The sequence below is a fragment of the Arthrobacter globiformis genome (assembly GCF_046536215.2).
Taxonomy (GTDB): domain Bacteria; phylum Actinomycetota; class Actinomycetes; order Actinomycetales; family Micrococcaceae; genus Arthrobacter; species Arthrobacter globiformis_E.
Genome location: NZ_CM143421.1, coordinates 217,789 through 235,497, shown reverse-complemented (window position 1 = coordinate 235,497; position 17,709 = coordinate 217,789). Strand labels below are relative to the sequence as shown.

Genomic DNA, 17,709 nt, shown 5'->3' with positions numbered 1-17,709 from the left:
TTGGCTAGCGCCTGGTGACAGCATCGACGACGGCGGTCAGTGCGGCGCCGACCTTGGAGGCGTCGGTGCCGCCGCCCTGGGCCACGTCGTCCTTTCCGCCACCGCCGCCGCCGAGGATTCCGGCGGCGAGCCGTACCAGGGCGCCGGCCTTTACTCCGGCTGCACGGGCGGCTTCGTTGGTGGCCACCAGGATGACCGGGCGGTCGTTGCTGACGCCGGCCACGGCAACGGTCGAGGCTTCGGAGCCCAGCCGGTTGCGCAGGTCCAGTGCGAGGCCGCGGATGTCGTCGGCGCCGCTGACCTGGCCGGCGTCGTGCGCGATGACCCGGACGCCGGCGGCGTCCACGGCGGTTCCGGCGAGCTGGGCGGCAGCGGCCGCGAGTTGTTCCTTCCGGAGCCGCTCGAGTTCCTTTTCGGTGGCCTTCAGCTTGGTCAGGGTCGCGGAGATCCGGTCAGCCAGCTGGCCGGAAGGCACCTTGAGCATTTCGGTGAGTTCGGTCACCAAGGCGCGTTCGGCGGCCAGGTGCCGGAAGGCGTCCATGCCGACGAAGGCCTCGACGCGGCGGTTTCCCGACCCCACGGACTGCTCGCCGAGCAGGGACAGGCTGCCGATGAGGGAGGTGTTGGACACGTGGGTGCCGCCGCACAGCTCGCGGGACCACGCGCCGTCGATCTCCACAACCCGGACTTCGCTGCCGTAGTTCTCGCCGAACAGCGCCATGGCGCCGAGGGCCTTGGCCTCCGCCAGGCCCATGACCTTGGTTTCCACGTGGAAGTTGTTCCGGATGGCAAGGTTGGAGACTTCCTCGATCTCGGACCTGGTGGCGGCGCTCAGCCCTTCACCCCAGGCGAAGTCGAAGCGCAGGTAGCCGGCCTTGTTGAACGAACCACGCTGGGTGGCCTGCGGGCCCAGGATCTGGTGCAGCGCCGCGTGGACGATGTGCGTTCCGGTGTGCGCCTGCTCGGCAGCGTGGCGCCGTTCGCGGTCCACCGCGGCGCGGACCAGCGCGTCGGAGGCGATCTCGCCCTCGCGGACGATGGCCTTGTGGACGCTCAGGCCCTTGACCGGACGCTGGACGTCCAGGACCTCGACGACGAAGCCGTCACCGGTGATCAGGCCGGTGTCGGCTGCCTGGCCGCCGGCCTCGGCGTAGAAGGGGGTCTCGGCGAGCACCAGTTCGATCTCGTCGCCGGTGGCGGCCTGGGCCACCTTGCTGCCGCCGCTGAGGATGCCGCGGACCCGGGATTCGCCCTCGAGGTCGGTGTAGCCGGTGAAGACGGTTTCGCCCTCTGCCAGCAGCTCCTGGAAGGCGGAGAGGTCGGCGTGGCCGCCCTTCTTGCCCTTGGCATCGGCCTGGGCGCGCTGGCGCTGTTCGAGCATGAGCTTGCGGAACTCGGGCTCGTCCACCTTCAGCCCGGCTTCCTCGGCCATTTCGAGCGTCAGGTCGATCGGGAAGCCGTAGGTGTCGTGCAGGGTGAACGCGTCGGCGCCGGAGAGCGGGCGGCCGGCGGCCTTGGATTCGTTGACGGCGTCCTCGAGGCGGGCCGTGCCGGACGCGATGGTGCGCAGGAACGCCTTTTCTTCGGCGTAGGCGATCCGGCTGATCCGGTCGAAGTCGGTGTCCACGATGGGGTACACGCCCTTCATGGCGTCGCGTGAGGCGGGCAGCAGGTCCGGCAGGCAGGCCTGTTCCACGCCCAGCAGGCGCATGGAGCGGACAGCGCGGCGGATGAGGCGGCGCAGCACGTAGCCGCGGCCTTCGTTGGAGGGGGTGACGCCGTCGGCGATGAGCATCAGGGCCGAGCGGATGTGGTCGGCGACGACGCGCATGCGGACGTCATCGGTGTGGTGCGGATCGTCCTCGGTCTCGGCGGAGGTGTATTCCTTGCCCGAGAGCTTGGATGCCATGTCGATGACCGGGCGGACCTGGTCGGTCTCGTACATGTTCTCGACGCCCTGCAGGATCATGGCAAGACGTTCCATGCCCAGGCCGGTGTCGATGTTCTTCTTGGGCAGTTCGCCCATGATGTCGAACTCGACCTTCGAGCGGACGTTGTCGATCTGGTACTGCATGAACACGAGGTTCCAGATCTCCACGTAACGGTTCTCGTCGGCGATGGGGCCGCCCTCGGCGCCGTAGGCAGGGCCGCGGTCGTAGTAGATCTCCGAGCAGGGGCCGGCCGGGCCGGGCTGGCCGGTGGACCAGTAGTTGTCCGACTTGCCCATGCGCTGGATGCGCTCGGCGGGCACTCCGGTGTTCTTGAGCCAAAGTTCCTCGGCTTCATCGTCCTCTTCGTAGACGGTCACCCAGAGCAGTTCAGGCGGAAGGCCGTAGCCGCCGTCGGCAACGCCCGTGGTGAGCAGCTCCCAGGCGAACTTGATGGCGTCTTCCTTGAAGTAGTCCCCGAAGGAGAAGTTGCCGCACATCTGGAAGAAGGTGCCGTGGCGGGCGGTCTTGCCCACTTCCTCAATGTCACCGGTGCGGATGCACTTCTGGACGCTGGTGGCGCGGGTGTAGGGCGGTTCCTCGCGTGCGGTCAGGTACGGGATGAACGGCACCATGCCGGCAACCGTGAACAGCAGGGAGGGGTCGCTGGAGACCAGCGATGCGGAGGGAACCGCGGTGTGGCCTTTGCTGACGAAAAAATCCACCCAGCGCTTTGTGATCTCCTGCGACTTCATGAGCTGATTACTTACCCTTCTTGGTTCACGCATGCTGGCGCGTGACAGTTTGATTCAGAGGCAGTCCCGGTGTTGGAGGGCACTGCAGGTTTTAATTCTCGCGCGTTTTAGCGGCGGACGACGTCCTGGGATTCGACACCCAGCGCGGCGCGCAGGTCCGTTTCCCGTTCGCGCATGCCGGCGCGGACGGCGTCGGCGAAGTCGTAGACGCCGTCGGCGAGGCGCCCTACGGCCCGGTTCAGGCCTTCCGGGCCTAGCGCTGACTGCGCCTCGGTGACCTTGCGGAACGCGATGACCCCAATGGCCACGCCGATTCCCATCCAGACAAGTCGTTTCATTTCAGTTCTCCGGTGGGCTTAGCGGCTGCGGCGGCCGGTGGCGGGCTTCTTGCGGGTGGCGAACGCCGAACGGACGCCGTAGCTGAACGCGGCCACCTTAATCAGCGGCGACCCGACGGTCGCGGCCACCAGCGAGGACAGCGCGGAGATGTTGGCCGAGGCATCCGAAACGTTGGAGGCGATGCCGTCCACTTTCTTCAGCTGCTGGTTGGTGGTGGAGACGGTAGCGGTGACTTCGTCCATGAGCGGGGTGGCGCCGTCGCTGATGGAGCGGATGGAGGTCCGAACCTCGTCAAACACCCGCCCCAGCTTGAGGATGGGCACAGCCAGCAACAGGACCAGGAGCGCAAATACCCCGGCCGCGATCAGGCCGGCAATATCGCCACCAGACATAGACGTTCATCTCCTTGAATCTCCGTGGAACTGTACCGGGCATGCGGCAGGCAACGTGCTGCAGCCGCAAATGTCCCCCCAGTACCTTACATACAAAGCCCGGTACCTTACATACAAAGAAGCCCGCGGCGCTTGCCACGGGCTTCTTTGTATACGCTGCCGGAATTTAGCGTGCGTAGAATTCGACGACGAGCTGCTCTTCGCAGGTCACGGGGACCTCGGCGCGCTTCGGGCGGCGAACCAGGCGGGCCTGGAGGGCGTCCAGCTTGACGTCCAGGTAGGCCGGAACGGCGGGCAGGACGTCGCGGTGGGCGCCGGCTGCTGCAACCTGGAACGGCGGCCTGGATTCGCTGCGGCTGTGAACGTGGACCAGCTGGCCCTCGCCGACGCGGAAGGACGGGCGGTCAACGCGGATGCCGTCAACCAGGATGTGGCGGTGCACAACCAGCTGGCGGGCCTGTGCGATGGTGCGGGCGAAGCCGGCACGCAGCACGAGGGCGTCGAGGCGCATTTCGAGCAGTTCGATGAGGTTTTCACCGGTCAGGCCCTTGGTGCGGCGTGCTTCTTCGAAGGCACGGGTCATCTGGGCTTCGCGGATACCGTACTGGGCGCGCAGACGCTGCTTTTCGCGCAGACGTACGGCGTAGTCGGAGTCCTGCTTCTTGCGGGCACGGCCATGCTCACCGGGGCCGTACGGGCGGCGCTCCATGTACTTGGCGGCCTTGGGGGTCAGAGCGATGCCGAGGGACCGCGAGAGGCGGGCCTGACGGCGAGCACGAGTGTTGTTAGCCACTTGTGTCCTTCCAATATCTGCGGTGTGTCAGTGTTACTGGCCTCCATCATGGAGAGCATCGGCCAACCGCTGCCTTTTGCTACTGGGCGCAGGGCACAGCTCCGTCGAAGTGGAATTCGGTGGATTGTGCGTCCGTGCCTTGCCAGACAAACATCCATCCTACCACGGCGGTCACTTGCCCCGGACGATCTTCCGCAGCCGTTCGAGCCGGACGGCGATGTCCCGCTCCGCGCCGTTGGCGGTGGGCTCGTAGTAGTCGCGGCCCACCAGGTCGTCCGGCGGGTACTGCTGGGCGGCCACCGAGTGCGGGGCGTCGTGGGCGTACTTGTAGCCCACGCCGTGGCCCAGCTGCTTGGACCCGGGGTAGTGCGAATCGCGCAGGTGCGCGGGGATCCCGTTGCCCAGCCCGGCCCGCACGTCCGCGATGGCCCTGTTGATGCCCATGTACGCCGCGTTGGACTTCGGCGCTGTGGCCAGGTGGACCACCGCTTCGGCCAGGATGATGCGTCCCTCGGGCATGCCGATGAGCTGCACGGCCTGGGCCGCGGCGACGGCCGTCTGCAGTGCCGTCGGGTCGGCCATGCCCACGTCCTCCGCCGCCGAGATCACAATGCGCCGGGCCACGAAGCGCGGGTCCTCCCCCGCCTCCAGCATCCGCGCGAGGTAGTGCAGTGCCGCGTCCACGTCGGAGCCGCGGATGGACTTGATGAACGCGCTGGCAACGTCGTAGTGCTGGTCGCCGGCGCGGTCGTAGCGGACGGCGGCGGCGTCCACGGCACGCTCGGTGTGCCGCAGGTCCACGGTGACCGGCTGATCTGCCATGCCCTCATCAGTGTCACCGTCCCCCGCAACAGCACTTTCGACGTCGTCCGCGTCACCGAATGCAACGCCGGCGGCGGCTTCCAGCGCGGTCAGCGCCCGGCGGGCGTCGCCGCCGGACAGCCGGACGAGGTGTTCCAGGGCCTCGTCGGTGAGCCGGACGTTGCCGTTCAGCCCGCGGGGGTCCTCGACCGCCCGCACCAGCAGGCCCTCGATGTCCGCGTCGGTGAGCGGCTTGAGCGTCAGGAGCAGGGAGCGGGACAGCAACGGTGAGACAACGGAGAACGACGGATTCTCCGTGGTCGCCGCCACCAGGACGACCCAGCCCTTTTCGACGCCGGGCAGCAGCGCGTCCTGCTGTGCCTTGTTGAAGCGGTGGATCTCGTCGAGGAACAGGACGGTGGTGGTCTTGTACAGGTCGCGGGCGGTCAGGGCGTCGTCCATGACGCGTCGGACATCCTTGACCCCGGAGGTGATGGCGGACAGCTCCACGAACTTGCGCCCGGGACCGCGGGCGATTACATGGGCCAGCGTGGTTTTGCCGGTGCCCGGCGGACCCCAGAGGATGAGCGAGCTGGGGCCGGCCGGACCCGCGGCGTCGGCACCCGCCGCCAGCTGCCGCAGCGGGGACCCCTGGCCCAGCAGGTGCTGCTGCCCCACCACCTCGTCCAGGGTGCGCGGCCGCATCCGGACCGCCAGCGGGCTGCGCGGCGGGGTGGAACGCGACTGTGCTGAACGGGACTGTGTTGAACGAAACTGGCCGGAATCAGCGGCGTCGTCGTTGTCGCCGTCGTTCCCGTCGTCGCTGTCGTGTGCCGCCGAACCAAAGAGATCATCCACATAGATAGGCTACTTCTAGATTCAACAGGAAAGATTCGGCCACGAAAGCGGGGAAACCGGCAATGCAAGGCAGCGGTCCGGAACAGGGACATGCAGCGCAGGGACGTGCGGCGTCCACCAGGACAGCGTTCGTCCCCGGCGCACGGTTGGCCGGCTGGGTGGAACGGTTCGCCGCCAGCCACGGCGCCCTGGACTGTGCGGACCACGACGACGGCGTGCGGCTGGCCGCCGCGGACGGCGCCACCGCCCTGCTGGTGGCGCCGTGGCCCGACGACGGACGCCCGGGGCGCGGGTCCGGCCTCGTGGAGCGGCTGGCGTCGCTGGCGTCCCAGCCCCGCACGGTGGGCCTGCTCCTGGTCCGCCGCGGCGGATACGGCGTGGCCGTGGCCAGCGAGGGTATCATCCTCGCCGCCAAGACCGGTTCCAAATATGTACAGTCCCGCACCGCGGCCGGCGGGCAGTCGCAGCAGCGGTTCGCCCGCCGCCGCGCCAACCAGGCCGACGCGATGGCGGAGGCGGTGGCGGAGCAGGCGCGGCTGGTCTTTGCCGGCCAGTCCTTCGAGTACATCCTCCCGGGCGGCGACCGCGCCCTGGCCGGCGACGTCCTGGCGCTCCCTGCCCTCAAGCCCTGGGCAGGGCTGCCGCGCCTGGCCTACCTCGACGTTCCCGATCCCCGCGCCGCCGTCCTGAAGAAAGCCGCGGCGGACGCCTGCGCGGTGCGGGTGACGGTGACGGACCCGCCCGGGAGGTAGCTGGGAGCCTACTCCTCGGGCGCCAGCGTCACGGTAACCCCGTTGAGGTCGCGGTTGAAGCCCACCTGGCAGGAGAGCCGCGAGCCGCATTCCCGGTAGCCCTCGGCCTCCACGAGCAGCTCGAGCTCATCCTCGCTGCGGTCCTCCAGGGTGTCGAAGACGTCCTGCTCCAGGAACACGTGGCACGTGGCGCAGGAGGCGGTGCCGCCGCACGATGCCAGCACGGGCAGGTCGTTGTCCCGGAGGGCCTCCATCATGCTCTGGTCCGGCTCCCATTCAAGGTCATGGGTGGCGCCTTCGCGGTCGATGACGGTCAGTTTGTTGTTGCTCATGTCTGTTTCCTCAAGCTCGGGCTGCCGCAAGGTCAGCGGCTGCATGGTCGTGGCTGGGTGTGCCGGAGATGGCTTCGGCGAGGGGGATACCGGGGTCCGCGGCCAGGACCGGGTCGATCCGGACTCCCTGGGCGATCAGCCGCTTGGCCGTGCGGAACTCGGCCAGGTTGGCGATGGTGTCGACGGCGGCGAGGCGGCCGTCGCGCAGGTAGACCACCGAGAACCTGCCGCCGGCGGGTTCGCCCCGGACGATCACCTCGTCATCGGGATGGCGGACGCCGGCGGTCTGCAGCCGGACTCCGTGCTGGACGGTCCAGAACCACGGGATTTCCGGTTCAGCTGCCGCCTGGCCGGTGATGTGGGCGGCCACCCGGTCTGCCTGCGCCAGCGCGTTCTGGATGCACTCGAGCCGCTGGCTGGTGCCGTCGAAGGGACTGGTGAACCGCGTGACGTCCCCGCTGGCGTAGATGGCCGGATCGGAAGTCCGGCCGTCGCCGTCCACCAGGATGCCGTCCCGGCACCCGAGGCCGGCGTCCGCGGCCAGCTCCTGGTTGGGCAGGACGCCGATCCCGGCGAGGACGACGTCGGCAGGAAAGGCGGTGCCGTCGGCGACGGTCACGCGCTCGGCGCGTTCCCCGCCGTCGATCGAGGTGACTGCGGCGCCGAACACGAACCGGACCCCGTGCTGCCCGTGGAGCTGCTCGAAGTGGCGCGAGACGGGGGCTGACGTTACCCGGCTCATGACCCGGTCCTGGAATTCGAGCACCGTGACCTCACAGGCCTTCGCAGCCGCCGCAGCCGCTACTTCAAGCCCGATGTATCCGGCGCCGATGATGGCCACGCGGGTCCCCGGGACCAGCAGCCGCTTGAGTTCGAGGGCGTCGTCCCGGGTCCGCAGGGACCGCACTCCCGGAAGTCCGGCGCCCGGGACCGTGAGCGGCCGTGCCCGTGAACCCGTGGCGATGACCAGCCGGTGGTAGGCCTGCCGCGTCCCGTCGGACAGGAGCACGGTCCGGCCGTCCCTGTCGATGGACTCCGCGCTGGCTCCAGCGAGCCGGCTGATGCCCTTGTCCGCATAGAACTTCTCCTTACGGAGCACGGCCGGGTCGTCCGGGGCGCCGTCCTTCAGGAGTTCCTTGGAGAGCGGCGGCCGTTCGTAGGGCAGTCCGTTTTCGGAGTCGATCAGCAGAATGCCGCCATCCCAGCCACGGGTGCGGAGCCCCGCGGCGACAGCGACACCGGAGTGGCCCGAGCCGACGATGACCACCGGGTTTTGAGCCAGCACCGGGGCTGCCGCCACACGGGCTGCCGTGGCTGCGCAGCCTTCTTTGTCTGCCCCGCTACGCATTGGTTTCCTCCAGCATCACGTGGAGGTGCTCCGGGCCCGAGTTGGTCAGGTTGTTCCCGCGCACGTATTCGATCGGCTTGTCCGGATCCAGCGCCAGCGATGCCAGCTTTTCCGCGAGCAGCTTCACTGTGACCAGGACCTCAAGCCTGGCGAGGGGCGCACCGAGGCAGCTGTGGACGCCGTGCCCGAAGCCGAGGTGGCCGTCGGTGTTGCGGTCGATGTCGAAGCGTTCGCCGTCGGGATACTTGCTGCTGTCCCGGTTCGCCGCGGCGGGCAGCAGCCGGACAATGGCACCGGCCGGAATCGTCACGCCGGCAACCTCCACTTCCTCGGTGGTGATCCGGCTGGCCCGCTGGACGGTGCCTCGGTAGCGGGCCAACTCCTCGACGAAGAGGTTGGCGTCGTCCGGATTCCGGCGGATGCGGTCCAGCAGGTCCGGCTCTTCACTGAACATCCGGAAGGCGTTGGCCAGCAGGATGGTGGTGGTGTCGTGGCCTGCCACGAACACGAAGGCGCACAGTTCCTTGGCTTCCTTCTCGCTGAGCAGGCCGTCCTTCCACATCCGGGCGATGTGTCCGCCGACGGAGTCGCTGTCCTCGCGGTACAGGCGCTCCATGGTGTCTTTGAGATAGGCGAAGAACTCGAAGGTGCTTTGCTCGTCGGTGCCTGTGCCCTGGGCGTTGCGGGCCAGCCGGCCGAAGTAGCTGAAGGTCTCGTCGGACCAGAACTTCATCTTCTCGAAGTCCTCGGCCGGAACGTCCAGCAGTGCACTGATGGTGGACATGCTCAGCGGGATGGCGTAGTCGTCCACGGCATCCCCGCCGCCTGCGGCGAGCATCGGAGCCAGGTACTTTTCGGCATTCTCCCGCACCCGGTCCTCGAAGCGGGCGATGGCCTTGGGGATGAAGGCCTGCGCCACCACCTGGCGCAGCCTCGTGTGGTTTGGGGCGTCGAACAGCGTCAGGAACGTCAGCGGGACCGGGTCAACGACCTGCGAAGAGAAGACTTTCGGTGCCCGCATGGCCCGGCGGACGTCGTCGTACCTCGAGATGAACCAGACATCCGATACCGGTGAATGGGCACGGAGCACCGGGGCGTTCTCGCGCATCCACTGGTAGTGGCGGTAGGGATCACCCTGCGTCCCGTCGTCCACCACTTTGAAGGGCGCCAGGCCCTCCGGCCAGTCAAGTTCGTGCGAATACGGCGGCAGTGCCGTCTGGGGCACCGTGGTCGGGGACAGCGTGGAGACCGGGGGTGCTGCTGTCACTGGGCAAGACATCATCGTCCTTCTTTCCGGTTGGCTTCGGCGTCATCGGGTGTGATCCGCCTCTCACTCCACAGTGCGGGATCTGCCGCCGCCTTCCCCACAGGTCTTCCGTTCATCGGTTGCGAAAGTCCGTGCGCTGGCCGGGCCGGGCGGATGCAGCCTGCCCGGCCCTACACCTAGGCGGATTTCAGCGCGCGGGAGATCCCGTGCGCAGCGGTCAGCAGGGCGGGAACAATCAGCGGAACCGCCGCGTCCTGCCGCGGCACGATGGCATTGAGCGCCGCGGCAACCGTGTTGCCTGGCCCGAAGACGGGCACGGCGATGCCCGTCCACTCGGTGACACCAATGCCGGGCAGGGCCACGTAGCCTCGCTGCCTGATCTCGGCCAGGTGCTTGCGGATAAGGGCTGGGTCCGTGATGGTCTCGGGGGTCACTGCCTTCAGGGGCTCCGCCAGCACCCCGGCCTGGACGGCCGGCGGCGAGAACGCCAGCAGCACCAGGCCGGACGAGGCGGCGTGGATGGGCATCCGCTGCGCAATGTGGGCGGCGTCCAGGCTGGAGTGCGGCGAGGAGAGGCGCTCCACGTACAGCACAGTCCCGTGGTCCAGCACCGCCAGGGTGGTGTGCTGGTGGACGGCTGCCTGCACGTCCTCCATGAACGGCAGCGCCAGCTCGCGGAGGTTCAGCGCCCGGGAGCCCCTGGCGGCGAGCTCCCACATCCGCATTCCGGAGCACAGGTACCCGTCCGGCAGCCGCTCGATGAGGCCGTGCAGGACCAGGTCATCCACCAGCCGGTGCGCGGTGGTCAGCGGGAGGCCGGCGCGGCGGGCCAGGCCGGAGAGCGTCATGGCCGGCAGGTCCCGGTCGAAGGCGCCCATGAGCCGCACCACGCGGCTGATGACAGATTCCCCCGAAGGTGAGTTCGCCATGGCGGTCTCCGGCCCGGCGCCTAGCGGGGCACCGCGTTGGCTGGCCGCCCGGCCTGGTCCCCCGTCCGGTCCGCGTTCCGCTCCCCGGCGAGCCTGGCGATGTCACGTCCGGCACGGTAGCCGAACACCAAGGCCGGGCCGATGTGGGAGCCGTAGCCGGGATACCCGCCGCCAAAGACGCTCACCGCAGCCGCGCCCACGGCCAAAAGTCCGGGAACCACCGAGCCCTCGGCCGTGACCACCTCGGAGTTGTCGTTGACGCCGAGGCCGGCGAACGTGCCCAGATCGCCCATCTGGATCTTCGCCGCGTAGTAGGGGCCCTTGCCCACGGGCGCGAGGTTCGGGTTCGGCTTGTGCTCGAGGTCGCCCCGGAAGTGGTTGTACTGGGTGGAGCCGCGGCCAAAGGCCGGGTCCTCGCCGCGCTCGGCTGCCGGGTTGAAGCCGGCGACGGTGGCTTCCAGTCCGGCGGCATCGATGCCGAGCTTGCCGGCCAGCTCAGCAAGGGTGTTCCCCTTCACCAGATAGCCGGTCCGGTAGAAGTAGCCGCGGGGCATGGGCCAGGGCTTGGCATAGCCGATGCCGTATTTGTGCATCGTTTTCGCGTCGCCGATCACGTAGCCGAAGGTCCTGTCCTCGTCCTTGTTGTGCTCGATCATGGCGCCGCCGAAGTCGTGGTAGCTCAGGGCCTCGTTGCCGAAGCGCCTGCCGTGGCGGTCGACGGCGATCAGCCCGGGCAGGCCAATGGCCCGCAGGTGCGGAAAGAGCCGCTGTTCGCCGCTGAGGTATTTGAAAACGGTCACCGGGGCCCAGGAGCCCACGCTGGACACGGAATCGTCGATGTAGCCTCCGGCTCCCATCGCCAAGGTGGCGGCGTCGCCGCCGTGGCCCACGGTGGGCGTGAAGTGGTCGTCGCCGCCGGCGTCGTGCGGGAAATACCGCTGCCGCAGCTCCCTGTTTCCGGAGAAGCCGCCGGCGGCGAGGATCACGCCGGCCCGCGCGGTGACGGTGACGGCGCGCTCTCCGCCGATGACCGCACCGGTGACGGTCCCGGCGTCGTCCCTGGTGAGCGAGAGCGCCGGTGCGGAGTTCCACAAACGGACGCCCAGGTCGTCCGCGCTCTTGACCATGCGGGTCATCAGGGCGTTGCCGTTGGAGCGCAGAACCGGTCGCTTGTAGCGGGCGGCGTCTGCCCAGGTGCGCAGCAGCTTCCTGGCGACGTAGATGAAGGACCTGAGCGACTGGTTCACATGGAAGAACTCGTTGATGTCCGGCCCCACCTGCGGCATGTAGCCGAAGACCGTGTAGGAGCTCATGTACGGCTGCATCAGGAGCCGCTTGTCGCCCAGCACCCGTGCGTCCACATCCTGCGGCAGGATCGCCCGGCCGGACAGCTTCGCTCCGGGCAGGTCCATCTGGTAGTCCGGGGCCTTCTCCGGGTAGGTGAATTTCACGTCGGTTTCGTTTTCGAAGAACGAGATCGCCTCGGGGACGGTGTCCAGGAAGTTCCGGACCCCTGCCGCGTTGAAGGTCTCGGGCGCGAGGTTCTTCAGGTAGGTCTCGGCGTCCCCGCGGGTATCGCCCTGCGCCGCGCCCTGCTTGTTGCCGGGGACCCAGGCCCACCCCGCGGAAATGGCGGTGGTGCCGCCGAAGTACCGTTCCTTTTCGGCGACGATCACGCTCAACCCCTGCGAGGCCGCTTTCAACGCCGCGGCCATCCCGGCCACGCCCGAGCCGATGACGAGGACGTCACAGACCGCCGTCTTTGCGGTTTCTGTCATGGTTCCTGCTCCGTTCTGCCTGCGGGCCACTCCATTGCGGCGGCAGGCGTTGACTGACAAACCCCCAGTAGACCCGGGGGTACGGGCGCCGGGGAGGAGGATTACCATTGAGCGGGAATCGACAGGAGGAACAGTGGCCAACTCCGCATCCGGCGAGTCGATCATCGGCCGGTTCGTGAAAATCGTGAGCGCCTTCGATGACCGGCACCCCGCCATGAGCGTTGCCGAGCTCGGGCGCCGCACCGGCCTGCCGGTGACCACCACCTACCGCCTGGTCAACGACCTGCTGCTGGAGCGGCTGCTGGAACGCGAGCCCGGCGGGGATATCCACATCGGCACCCGGATGTGGGAGCTGGCGTCGCGCGGTTCGAAAATGCTCGGTTTGCGGGAAGCTGCCCTGCCGTTCATGGAGGACGTCCAGGCCGTGGTGCAGCACTCCACCACGCTGGGCATCCTCGACTCCGACGAGGTGCTGTACATCGAGCGGCTCGGCTCGGACAAGACCATCGTGGACATCACCAAGATCGCCGGCAGGCTCCCGGTCCACGCCACGTCCTCCGGGCTGGTGCTGCTGGCGCACTCCCCCGCCGCGTACCAGGACTCCTTCCTGGCCCGGCCGCTGACCAAATTCACCGAGACCACGCTGACCGAGCCGGCCGCGCTCCGGCGCCACCTCGCCGAGATCCGGCAGCGCGGCTTCGCTGCCATGCCCGGGGTGATCGTTCCCGAATCCAGCGGCATCGCCGTGCCGGTGTTCGGCCCCGACAACACCGTCCGCGCAGCGCTCAGCGTGGTGGTGCCGCGCAACGAGGAGAACGCGCCCGCCCGGGTGCCGGTCCTGATGGCGGCGGCCCGCGGGATCTCGCGCGCCCTGGGCTGGCGGGGCGAGCTGAAGGGAACGCTCCGGCAAAGCCACTAAAGGCGGTTTTGCCGTTCATCGGCAATCGTGTGGTTCCGCTCACAGGTCCCCTGCCACGCTGGCTGGGAAGCAGCGACGAGGCTGCAGGATCACGAGGAGCACCACATGAATCCCATCCAGAACCGCGTGGCCGGAAAGACGGCCATTGTCACCGGCGGCCGCGGGGACCTGGGCAGCGCCACCGCCGCCCTCCTTGCCGAACACGGCGCCAAGGTTGCCAGCCTGGACGTTGCCGGCATCCCGGCCGCCGCTGCCCACGAGAACATCAGTGAGTATGACGTCGACGTCACCAGCGAGGCCAGCGTCGCCAAGGCCATCCGCCGGGTCCGCGACGAACTGGGCACCCCGGACGTCCTGGTCAACGCCGCTGGCATCATCGGCCCGGCGGGAGCGTCGCACACCGCGTCGACCGCCGACTTCGACACGATCTTCAACGTGAACGTCAAGGGCGTCTGGCTGATGACCAAGCACGTGGTGCCCGGCATGATCGAAAAGGGCACCGGCAGCATCGTCAACTTCTCCTCCATCCACGGCCTCACCGGCGGCCGGAACGTGCCGCTCTACCACGCCACGAAGGGCGCCGTGCGGCTCCTGAGCAAGTCGGACGCCGCGGCCTATGGCGGCTACGGCATCCGGGTGAACTCCATCCACCCCGGCTCCATGAACACGCGGATGAGCCGCCGCTCCGCAGAGCAGTCGGACATCGGCCCCGAGGCATACTACAAGCAGCTGGTGGGCTCCAACCCGCTGCCCCGCCAGGGCGAACCGGACGAGATCGCCTACGGCGTTCTCTACCTGGCCTCGGACGAGTCGCGCTTCACCACCGGTTCCGAGCTGGTCATCGACGGCGGCTACACGGCTGTCTGACGCCACCCCGCCCACCCGCCGGCACCTAACTGCCGCGGCACCCATCATCTTCCTCTTGAAAGGCAACACCCCATGAAATTCGTCAACGGCACCTCCGCGGACACCTACGACGTCGTCGTCGTCGGCTCCGGTGCGGGCGCACTCACCGCGGCGGCCACCGCCGCCCGCGCCGGCAAGTCCGTCGTCGTCCTCGAAAAGAGTGACCTGCTGGGCGGGACGTCCGCCGTGTCCGGCGGCATGCTCTGGGTGGCGGACAACCACCACGCGCGCACGGCCGGGATCACCGATTCCAAGGCAGCGGCCGCGCAGTACGTCCGCGCGGTCGCCCGCGGCAGGGGCCGGGAGGAACTGCTGGATGCAGCGTTGAATTACGGCGACCAGATGCTCCGCTTCGTCGAGGAGGAGTGCGGCGTCCGCTTCATCTTCCTCGACAACTTTCCCGACTACCGGCAGGACCTCCCCGGTGCCGTGACGGGCGGACGCACCGTGGAACCCGAGCTGTTCAACAGCACCGAAGCCCTGGGCGGCCTCCGGAAGCACGTGCGCAGCGACGGACGCGCGCCGTTCACCATGCAGGAATACGAGGACTGGGGCGCCTTCACCAAGTTCCCGTGGGACGAACTGGCCAGCCGCCAGGACGATGGCCTGGTTGCCAAGGGACAGGCGCTGGTTTCCATGCTGCTCGCCAGCCTGGTCCGCGACGGGGCCGCCCTCGTCACGGGGGCGCGCGGGCACCGCCTGCTCACCGACGGCCTGCCCACCGACGGCCTTTCCACGGACGGCGGCCGGGTGACCGGCGTCGAACTCGAAACCGGCGAAGTGTTCCATGCCCGCGACGGTGTTGTACTCGCGACCGGCGGCTTCGAATGGGACAAGGCCCTTGCCGACTCGATGCTCGCGTCCCGGCTCTACACGATGTGCTCGCCGCCCTCGAACACCGGCGACGGGCTGCGGATGTCGCAGCGCATCGGCGGCCAGACCCGCGGCACGCGCGAAGCCTGGTGGGCGCCGATGTCCGTCACCGGCGACACCCGTGACGGCCAGCCGGTGGGCACCCTGCTCCGGTTCGAACGGCAGGGCCCGGGGTCCATCATGGTGAACCGGCACGGCCGCCGCTTCGCCAACGAATCCCAGAACTACAACGACCTCGCCCGCAGCCTGCAGTCCTGGGACTCCGCCGCCAACCGCACGCTGAACACCCCGGCGCACGTGATCGTGGACCACGCCTACCTGGAGCGCTACGGCATCCTCGCCCACCGCGCCGGGCAGCCGACGCCGGACTACCTGATCGAGGCGCCGACCCTGGCGGAACTCGCCGCCAAGATCAACGTTCCGGCCGAAAACCTTGAAGCCACCGTGGCACGGTTCAACGGGTCCGCGGCCAGGGGCGAGGACCCCGACTTCGGCCGCGGCGAAAGCGCCTACGACAAGTACTGGGGCGACGCCGACTGCCCGTGGCCCAACCCCTCGCTGGGCCCGCTCGAGTCCGGGCCGTTCTATGCGCTGGAGGTGGTGAACGGCGCCTTCGGCACCAACGGCGGCGTGGCCACCGACGGCTCAGCCCGCGTGCTCGACGTCGACAACCGCCCCATTCCGGGCCTGTTCGCCGCCGGCAACACCACCGAGAACGCCTACGCGGCAGGCTATCCCGGAGCCGGCGCCACCCTCGGACCCATCATGACCATGGGCTACCTCGCCGGCCGCACCCTGGCCGGCCAATCGCCGGAGTACCAGTCACCGGTGGCCGAGCTTGTCGAGGCGGGCGCCTGAGATGATCCGCCACACCGTGCTCTTCCAGTTCAAGCCCGACTTCCCGCCGGTCGACCGGCAGGCCTGGATTGACGGGCTCAACAACATGGCCGGAAAGATCCCCGGCATGCTCAGCCTCAGCCATGGCCCGGACGTCCTCAACACGGAGCGCTCCTTCGACTACGCCATCGTGGCCGACTTCGAAAGCGTCGAGGACATCGCTGTGTACAACACGCATCCGCTCCACGAGCCGCTGAAGGCGTACTCGTTCCCCAACAGCCGGCAGATCCTCTCGGTGGACTTCCACCTCCCGGACACCGCGCCGGCAGCCATTGAGACAACGCAGTCTTAAGGAGATTCCCGTGACCACCACCCCATCACCGCAGGTTCCCCAGCAGGCCCCGCGGAAAACCCCGCGCAAAGCCGCCCTGGCGTCCTTCCTCGGCAGCACGCTGGAGTACTACGACTTCTTCATCTACGGCACCGCCGCAGCCCTGGTGTTCCCCCACCTGTTCTTCCCCTCCGCGGACCCCGCCATCGGCCTCATCGGCGCCTTCGCCACGTTCGGCGTCGCGTATGTGGCGAGGCCTGTCGGCGGCCTGGTGATGGGCCACTTCGGCGACAAGCTGGGGCGCAAGAAGATCCTGCTGCTGACCCTCGGCATCATGGGCCTGGCGTCCCTCGGAATCGGCTTCCTGCCCACCTACGAGCAGCTCGGCGTCTGGGCCCCCATCCTGCTGGTGGCGGGCCGGCTGGCGCAGGGCTTCTCCGCCGGTGCGGAATCGGCGGGAGCTTCCACGCTGACGCTGGAACATTCGCCCGAAGGCAAGCGCGGCTTCTTCACCAGCTTCGTCATGACCGGCTACGCCTCCGGCATGGTGCTGGCCACCCTGGTCTTTATCCCGGTGACCTCGCTGCCCCGGGACGCCATGATGGGCTGGGGCTGGCGCATCCCCTTCTGGCTCTCCATCGTGGTGCTGGCCATCGCCTACTGGGTCCGGACGCACCTGGACGAAACACCGGTCTTCGAGGAAGCCCAGGAACGCCGCCAGGTGACCCCGATGCCCCTCAAGGAAGTTCTCCGCTTCCAGGCTCCGGATGTGCTGCGCGTGGCGGGAATGTCCATCATGTCCGTGATGCAGACCATCTTCACCGTGTTCGGACTCGCCTACGCCACGTCCGGCGCCGGATTCGACCGGGCCGCCATCCTGACCGTGAACGCCGTGGCCATCGGCCTGTCCATGTTCGCCATGCCGCTCGCGGCCAGGCTGTCGGACCGCATCGGCCGCCGCCCCCTCCTGCTGACCGCCGCGATCGGCTGCTCCGCCACGATCTTCCTGTACTTCCTGGCCCTCTCCTCGGGCAACATCGTGCTGGTGTTCCTCGCCGCATTCCTGAACATGACGGTGCTGTACTCGGGCTTCAACGGCGTCTGGCCGGCGTTCTTCGCCGAACAGTTCGCCGCTCCCGTCCGCTACTCCGGCATGGCGCTGGGCAACCAGTTCGGCCTGGTCCTGGCCGGCTTCGGGCCGATGATCGCCGGGATGCTGCTGGCCCCCGGAGCCTGGGGCTGGGTGCCCGTGGCCATCTTCGGCACTGTCTGCATGCTCATCGCCGCAGGATCCGCGTTCTGGTCCCGCGAGACTGCCGCCACGCCCATCGGCGAACTCGGCGGACCGTACCTGGCAGGCACCGCCCGCCGGCGGCAGGCCGAAGCGCAGCAGCCCGCCCTCCAGCGGCGCTGAACCCAAACCGCCCGGAAGGAAAGACCATGACGCAACACACCAGCCGCGAAGTGCAGCCGGAAGCAGGGCACCCTGCGGACAGCCAGGACGCGTTCGACGGCGAACTGGCCACCGCCCCGTGGCTGGGCCTGCACTACCGGACCGAAGCCCAGTAACA

The 17,709-nt window shown here is 68.5% G+C and carries 16 protein-coding genes and 1 pseudogene; 7 read left to right on the top strand and 10 right to left on the bottom strand.

Translation table 11 applies throughout. The features are described from left to right. Positions 1-4 precede the first annotated feature (4 nt). From alaS to R5O87_RS01135, 5 genes are all read right to left on the bottom strand, one after another. Complete coding sequence (alaS, locus tag R5O87_RS01155) at positions 5-2,683, bottom strand: alanine--tRNA ligase (RefSeq protein ID WP_410557038.1); 2,679 nt, start codon at positions 2,681-2,683, stop codon at positions 5-7. Positions 2,684-2,790: 107 nt separating this feature from the next. After that, positions 2,791-3,021, bottom strand: a complete 231-nt coding sequence (locus tag R5O87_RS01150) for a DUF6167 family protein (protein WP_387101157.1) — start codon at positions 3,019-3,021, stop codon at positions 2,791-2,793. 18 nt (positions 3,022-3,039) lie between these two features. Beyond that, the gene (locus R5O87_RS01145; RefSeq protein ID WP_003800727.1) at positions 3,040-3,414 is read right to left on the bottom strand and encodes a DUF948 domain-containing protein; all 375 of its coding nucleotides are present in this window, start codon (positions 3,412-3,414) and stop codon (positions 3,040-3,042) included. A 166-nt stretch (positions 3,415-3,580) separates the two neighbouring features. Then, the gene (gene rpsD, locus R5O87_RS01140) at positions 3,581-4,207 is read right to left on the bottom strand and encodes a 30S ribosomal protein S4 (protein WP_410557039.1); all 627 of its coding nucleotides are present in this window, start codon (positions 4,205-4,207) and stop codon (positions 3,581-3,583) included. Positions 4,208-4,378: 171 nt separating this feature from the next. Continuing rightward, positions 4,379-5,866: a replication-associated recombination protein A gene (locus tag R5O87_RS01135; protein WP_410557040.1), complete on the bottom strand. Its 1,488-nt coding sequence runs from the start codon at positions 5,864-5,866 to the stop codon at positions 4,379-4,381. Positions 5,867-5,928: 62 nt separating this feature from the next. Here R5O87_RS01135 and R5O87_RS01130 point away from each other — a divergent pair, with 62 nt between their 5' ends. After that, a complete protein-coding gene (locus R5O87_RS01130; RefSeq protein ID WP_410557042.1) occupies positions 5,929-6,618 on the top strand; it encodes an acVLRF1 family peptidyl-tRNA hydrolase in 690 nt (229 codons plus the stop codon). Positions 6,619-6,626: 8 nt separating this feature from the next. On the opposite strand, the gene R5O87_RS01125 is transcribed toward R5O87_RS01130, so the two are convergent. The 5 genes and pseudogenes from R5O87_RS01125 to R5O87_RS01105 all read right to left on the bottom strand — a co-directional run bounded on the left by R5O87_RS01125 (position 6,627) and on the right by R5O87_RS01105 (position 12,272). Beyond that, complete coding sequence (locus R5O87_RS01125; protein ID WP_410557043.1) at positions 6,627-6,950, bottom strand: 2Fe-2S iron-sulfur cluster-binding protein; 324 nt, start codon at positions 6,948-6,950, stop codon at positions 6,627-6,629. 10 nt (positions 6,951-6,960) lie between these two features. Next, positions 6,961-8,298: an NAD(P)/FAD-dependent oxidoreductase gene (locus tag R5O87_RS01120; protein WP_410557045.1), complete on the bottom strand. Its 1,338-nt coding sequence runs from the start codon at positions 8,296-8,298 to the stop codon at positions 6,961-6,963. After that, complete coding sequence (locus R5O87_RS01115) at positions 8,291-9,565, bottom strand: cytochrome P450 (RefSeq protein WP_410557046.1); 1,275 nt, start codon at positions 9,563-9,565, stop codon at positions 8,291-8,293. The genes R5O87_RS01120 and R5O87_RS01115 overlap by 8 nt, the downstream gene beginning before the upstream one ends. A gap of 209 nt (positions 9,566-9,774) precedes the next feature. Continuing rightward, positions 9,775-10,284, bottom strand: a pseudogene (locus R5O87_RS01110) (IclR family transcriptional regulator); the annotation flags it as partial. Between the two features lie 230 nt (positions 10,285-10,514). After that, positions 10,515-12,272: an FAD-dependent oxidoreductase gene (locus R5O87_RS01105; protein ID WP_410557047.1), complete on the bottom strand. Its 1,758-nt coding sequence runs from the start codon at positions 12,270-12,272 to the stop codon at positions 10,515-10,517. Between the two features lie 133 nt (positions 12,273-12,405). Between R5O87_RS01105 and R5O87_RS01100 the strand changes: the two genes are divergently transcribed. From R5O87_RS01100 to R5O87_RS01075, 6 genes are all read left to right on the top strand, one after another. Then, a complete protein-coding gene (locus R5O87_RS01100) occupies positions 12,406-13,191 on the top strand; it encodes an IclR family transcriptional regulator (RefSeq protein WP_410557048.1) in 786 nt (261 codons plus the stop codon). A gap of 105 nt (positions 13,192-13,296) precedes the next feature. Further along, the gene (locus R5O87_RS01095; RefSeq protein WP_410557049.1) at positions 13,297-14,058 is read left to right on the top strand and encodes an SDR family NAD(P)-dependent oxidoreductase; all 762 of its coding nucleotides are present in this window, start codon (positions 13,297-13,299) and stop codon (positions 14,056-14,058) included. 72 nt (positions 14,059-14,130) lie between these two features. Beyond that, positions 14,131-15,828: an FAD-dependent oxidoreductase gene (locus R5O87_RS01090; RefSeq protein WP_410557050.1), complete on the top strand. Its 1,698-nt coding sequence runs from the start codon at positions 14,131-14,133 to the stop codon at positions 15,826-15,828. A 1-nt stretch (position 15,829) separates the two neighbouring features. Continuing rightward, complete coding sequence (locus tag R5O87_RS01085) at positions 15,830-16,159, top strand: Dabb family protein (RefSeq protein ID WP_410557051.1); 330 nt, start codon at positions 15,830-15,832, stop codon at positions 16,157-16,159. Between the two features lie 10 nt (positions 16,160-16,169). Next, positions 16,170-17,552: an MFS transporter gene (locus R5O87_RS01080; RefSeq protein ID WP_410557052.1), complete on the top strand. Its 1,383-nt coding sequence runs from the start codon at positions 16,170-16,172 to the stop codon at positions 17,550-17,552. 26 nt (positions 17,553-17,578) lie between these two features. Continuing rightward, positions 17,579-17,707 carry a hypothetical protein gene (locus tag R5O87_RS01075; protein WP_410557053.1) on the top strand — a complete coding sequence of 43 codons (129 nt, stop codon included), beginning with the start codon at positions 17,579-17,581 and terminating at the stop codon, positions 17,705-17,707. The last annotated feature ends 2 nt before the right edge of the window (positions 17,708-17,709 follow it).

Bases quoted from the DNA above. Each gene is read 5' to 3' on its own strand.
- alaS (WP_410557038.1), bottom strand. From the start codon at position 2,683: ATGAAGTCGCAGGAGATCACAAAGCGCTGGGTGGATTTTTTCGTCAGC.
- R5O87_RS01150 (WP_387101157.1), bottom strand. From the start codon at position 3,021: ATGAAACGACTTGTCTGGATGGGAATCGGCGTGGCCATTGGGGTCATC.
- R5O87_RS01145 (WP_003800727.1), bottom strand. From the start codon at position 3,414: ATGTCTGGTGGCGATATTGCCGGCCTGATCGCGGCCGGGGTATTTGCG.
- R5O87_RS01130 (WP_410557042.1), top strand. From the start codon at position 5,929: ATGCAAGGCAGCGGTCCGGAACAGGGACATGCAGCGCAGGGACGTGCG.
- R5O87_RS01125 (WP_410557043.1), bottom strand. From the start codon at position 6,950: ATGAGCAACAACAAACTGACCGTCATCGACCGCGAAGGCGCCACCCAT.
- R5O87_RS01120 (WP_410557045.1), bottom strand. From the start codon at position 8,298: ATGCGTAGCGGGGCAGACAAAGAAGGCTGCGCAGCCACGGCAGCCCGT.
- R5O87_RS01105 (WP_410557047.1), bottom strand. From the start codon at position 12,272: ATGACAGAAACCGCAAAGACGGCGGTCTGTGACGTCCTCGTCATCGGC.
- R5O87_RS01095 (WP_410557049.1), top strand. From the start codon at position 13,297: ATGAATCCCATCCAGAACCGCGTGGCCGGAAAGACGGCCATTGTCACC.
- R5O87_RS01090 (WP_410557050.1), top strand. From the start codon at position 14,131: ATGAAATTCGTCAACGGCACCTCCGCGGACACCTACGACGTCGTCGTC.
- R5O87_RS01085 (WP_410557051.1), top strand. From the start codon at position 15,830: ATGATCCGCCACACCGTGCTCTTCCAGTTCAAGCCCGACTTCCCGCCG.
- R5O87_RS01075 (WP_410557053.1), top strand. From the start codon at position 17,579: ATGACGCAACACACCAGCCGCGAAGTGCAGCCGGAAGCAGGGCACCCT.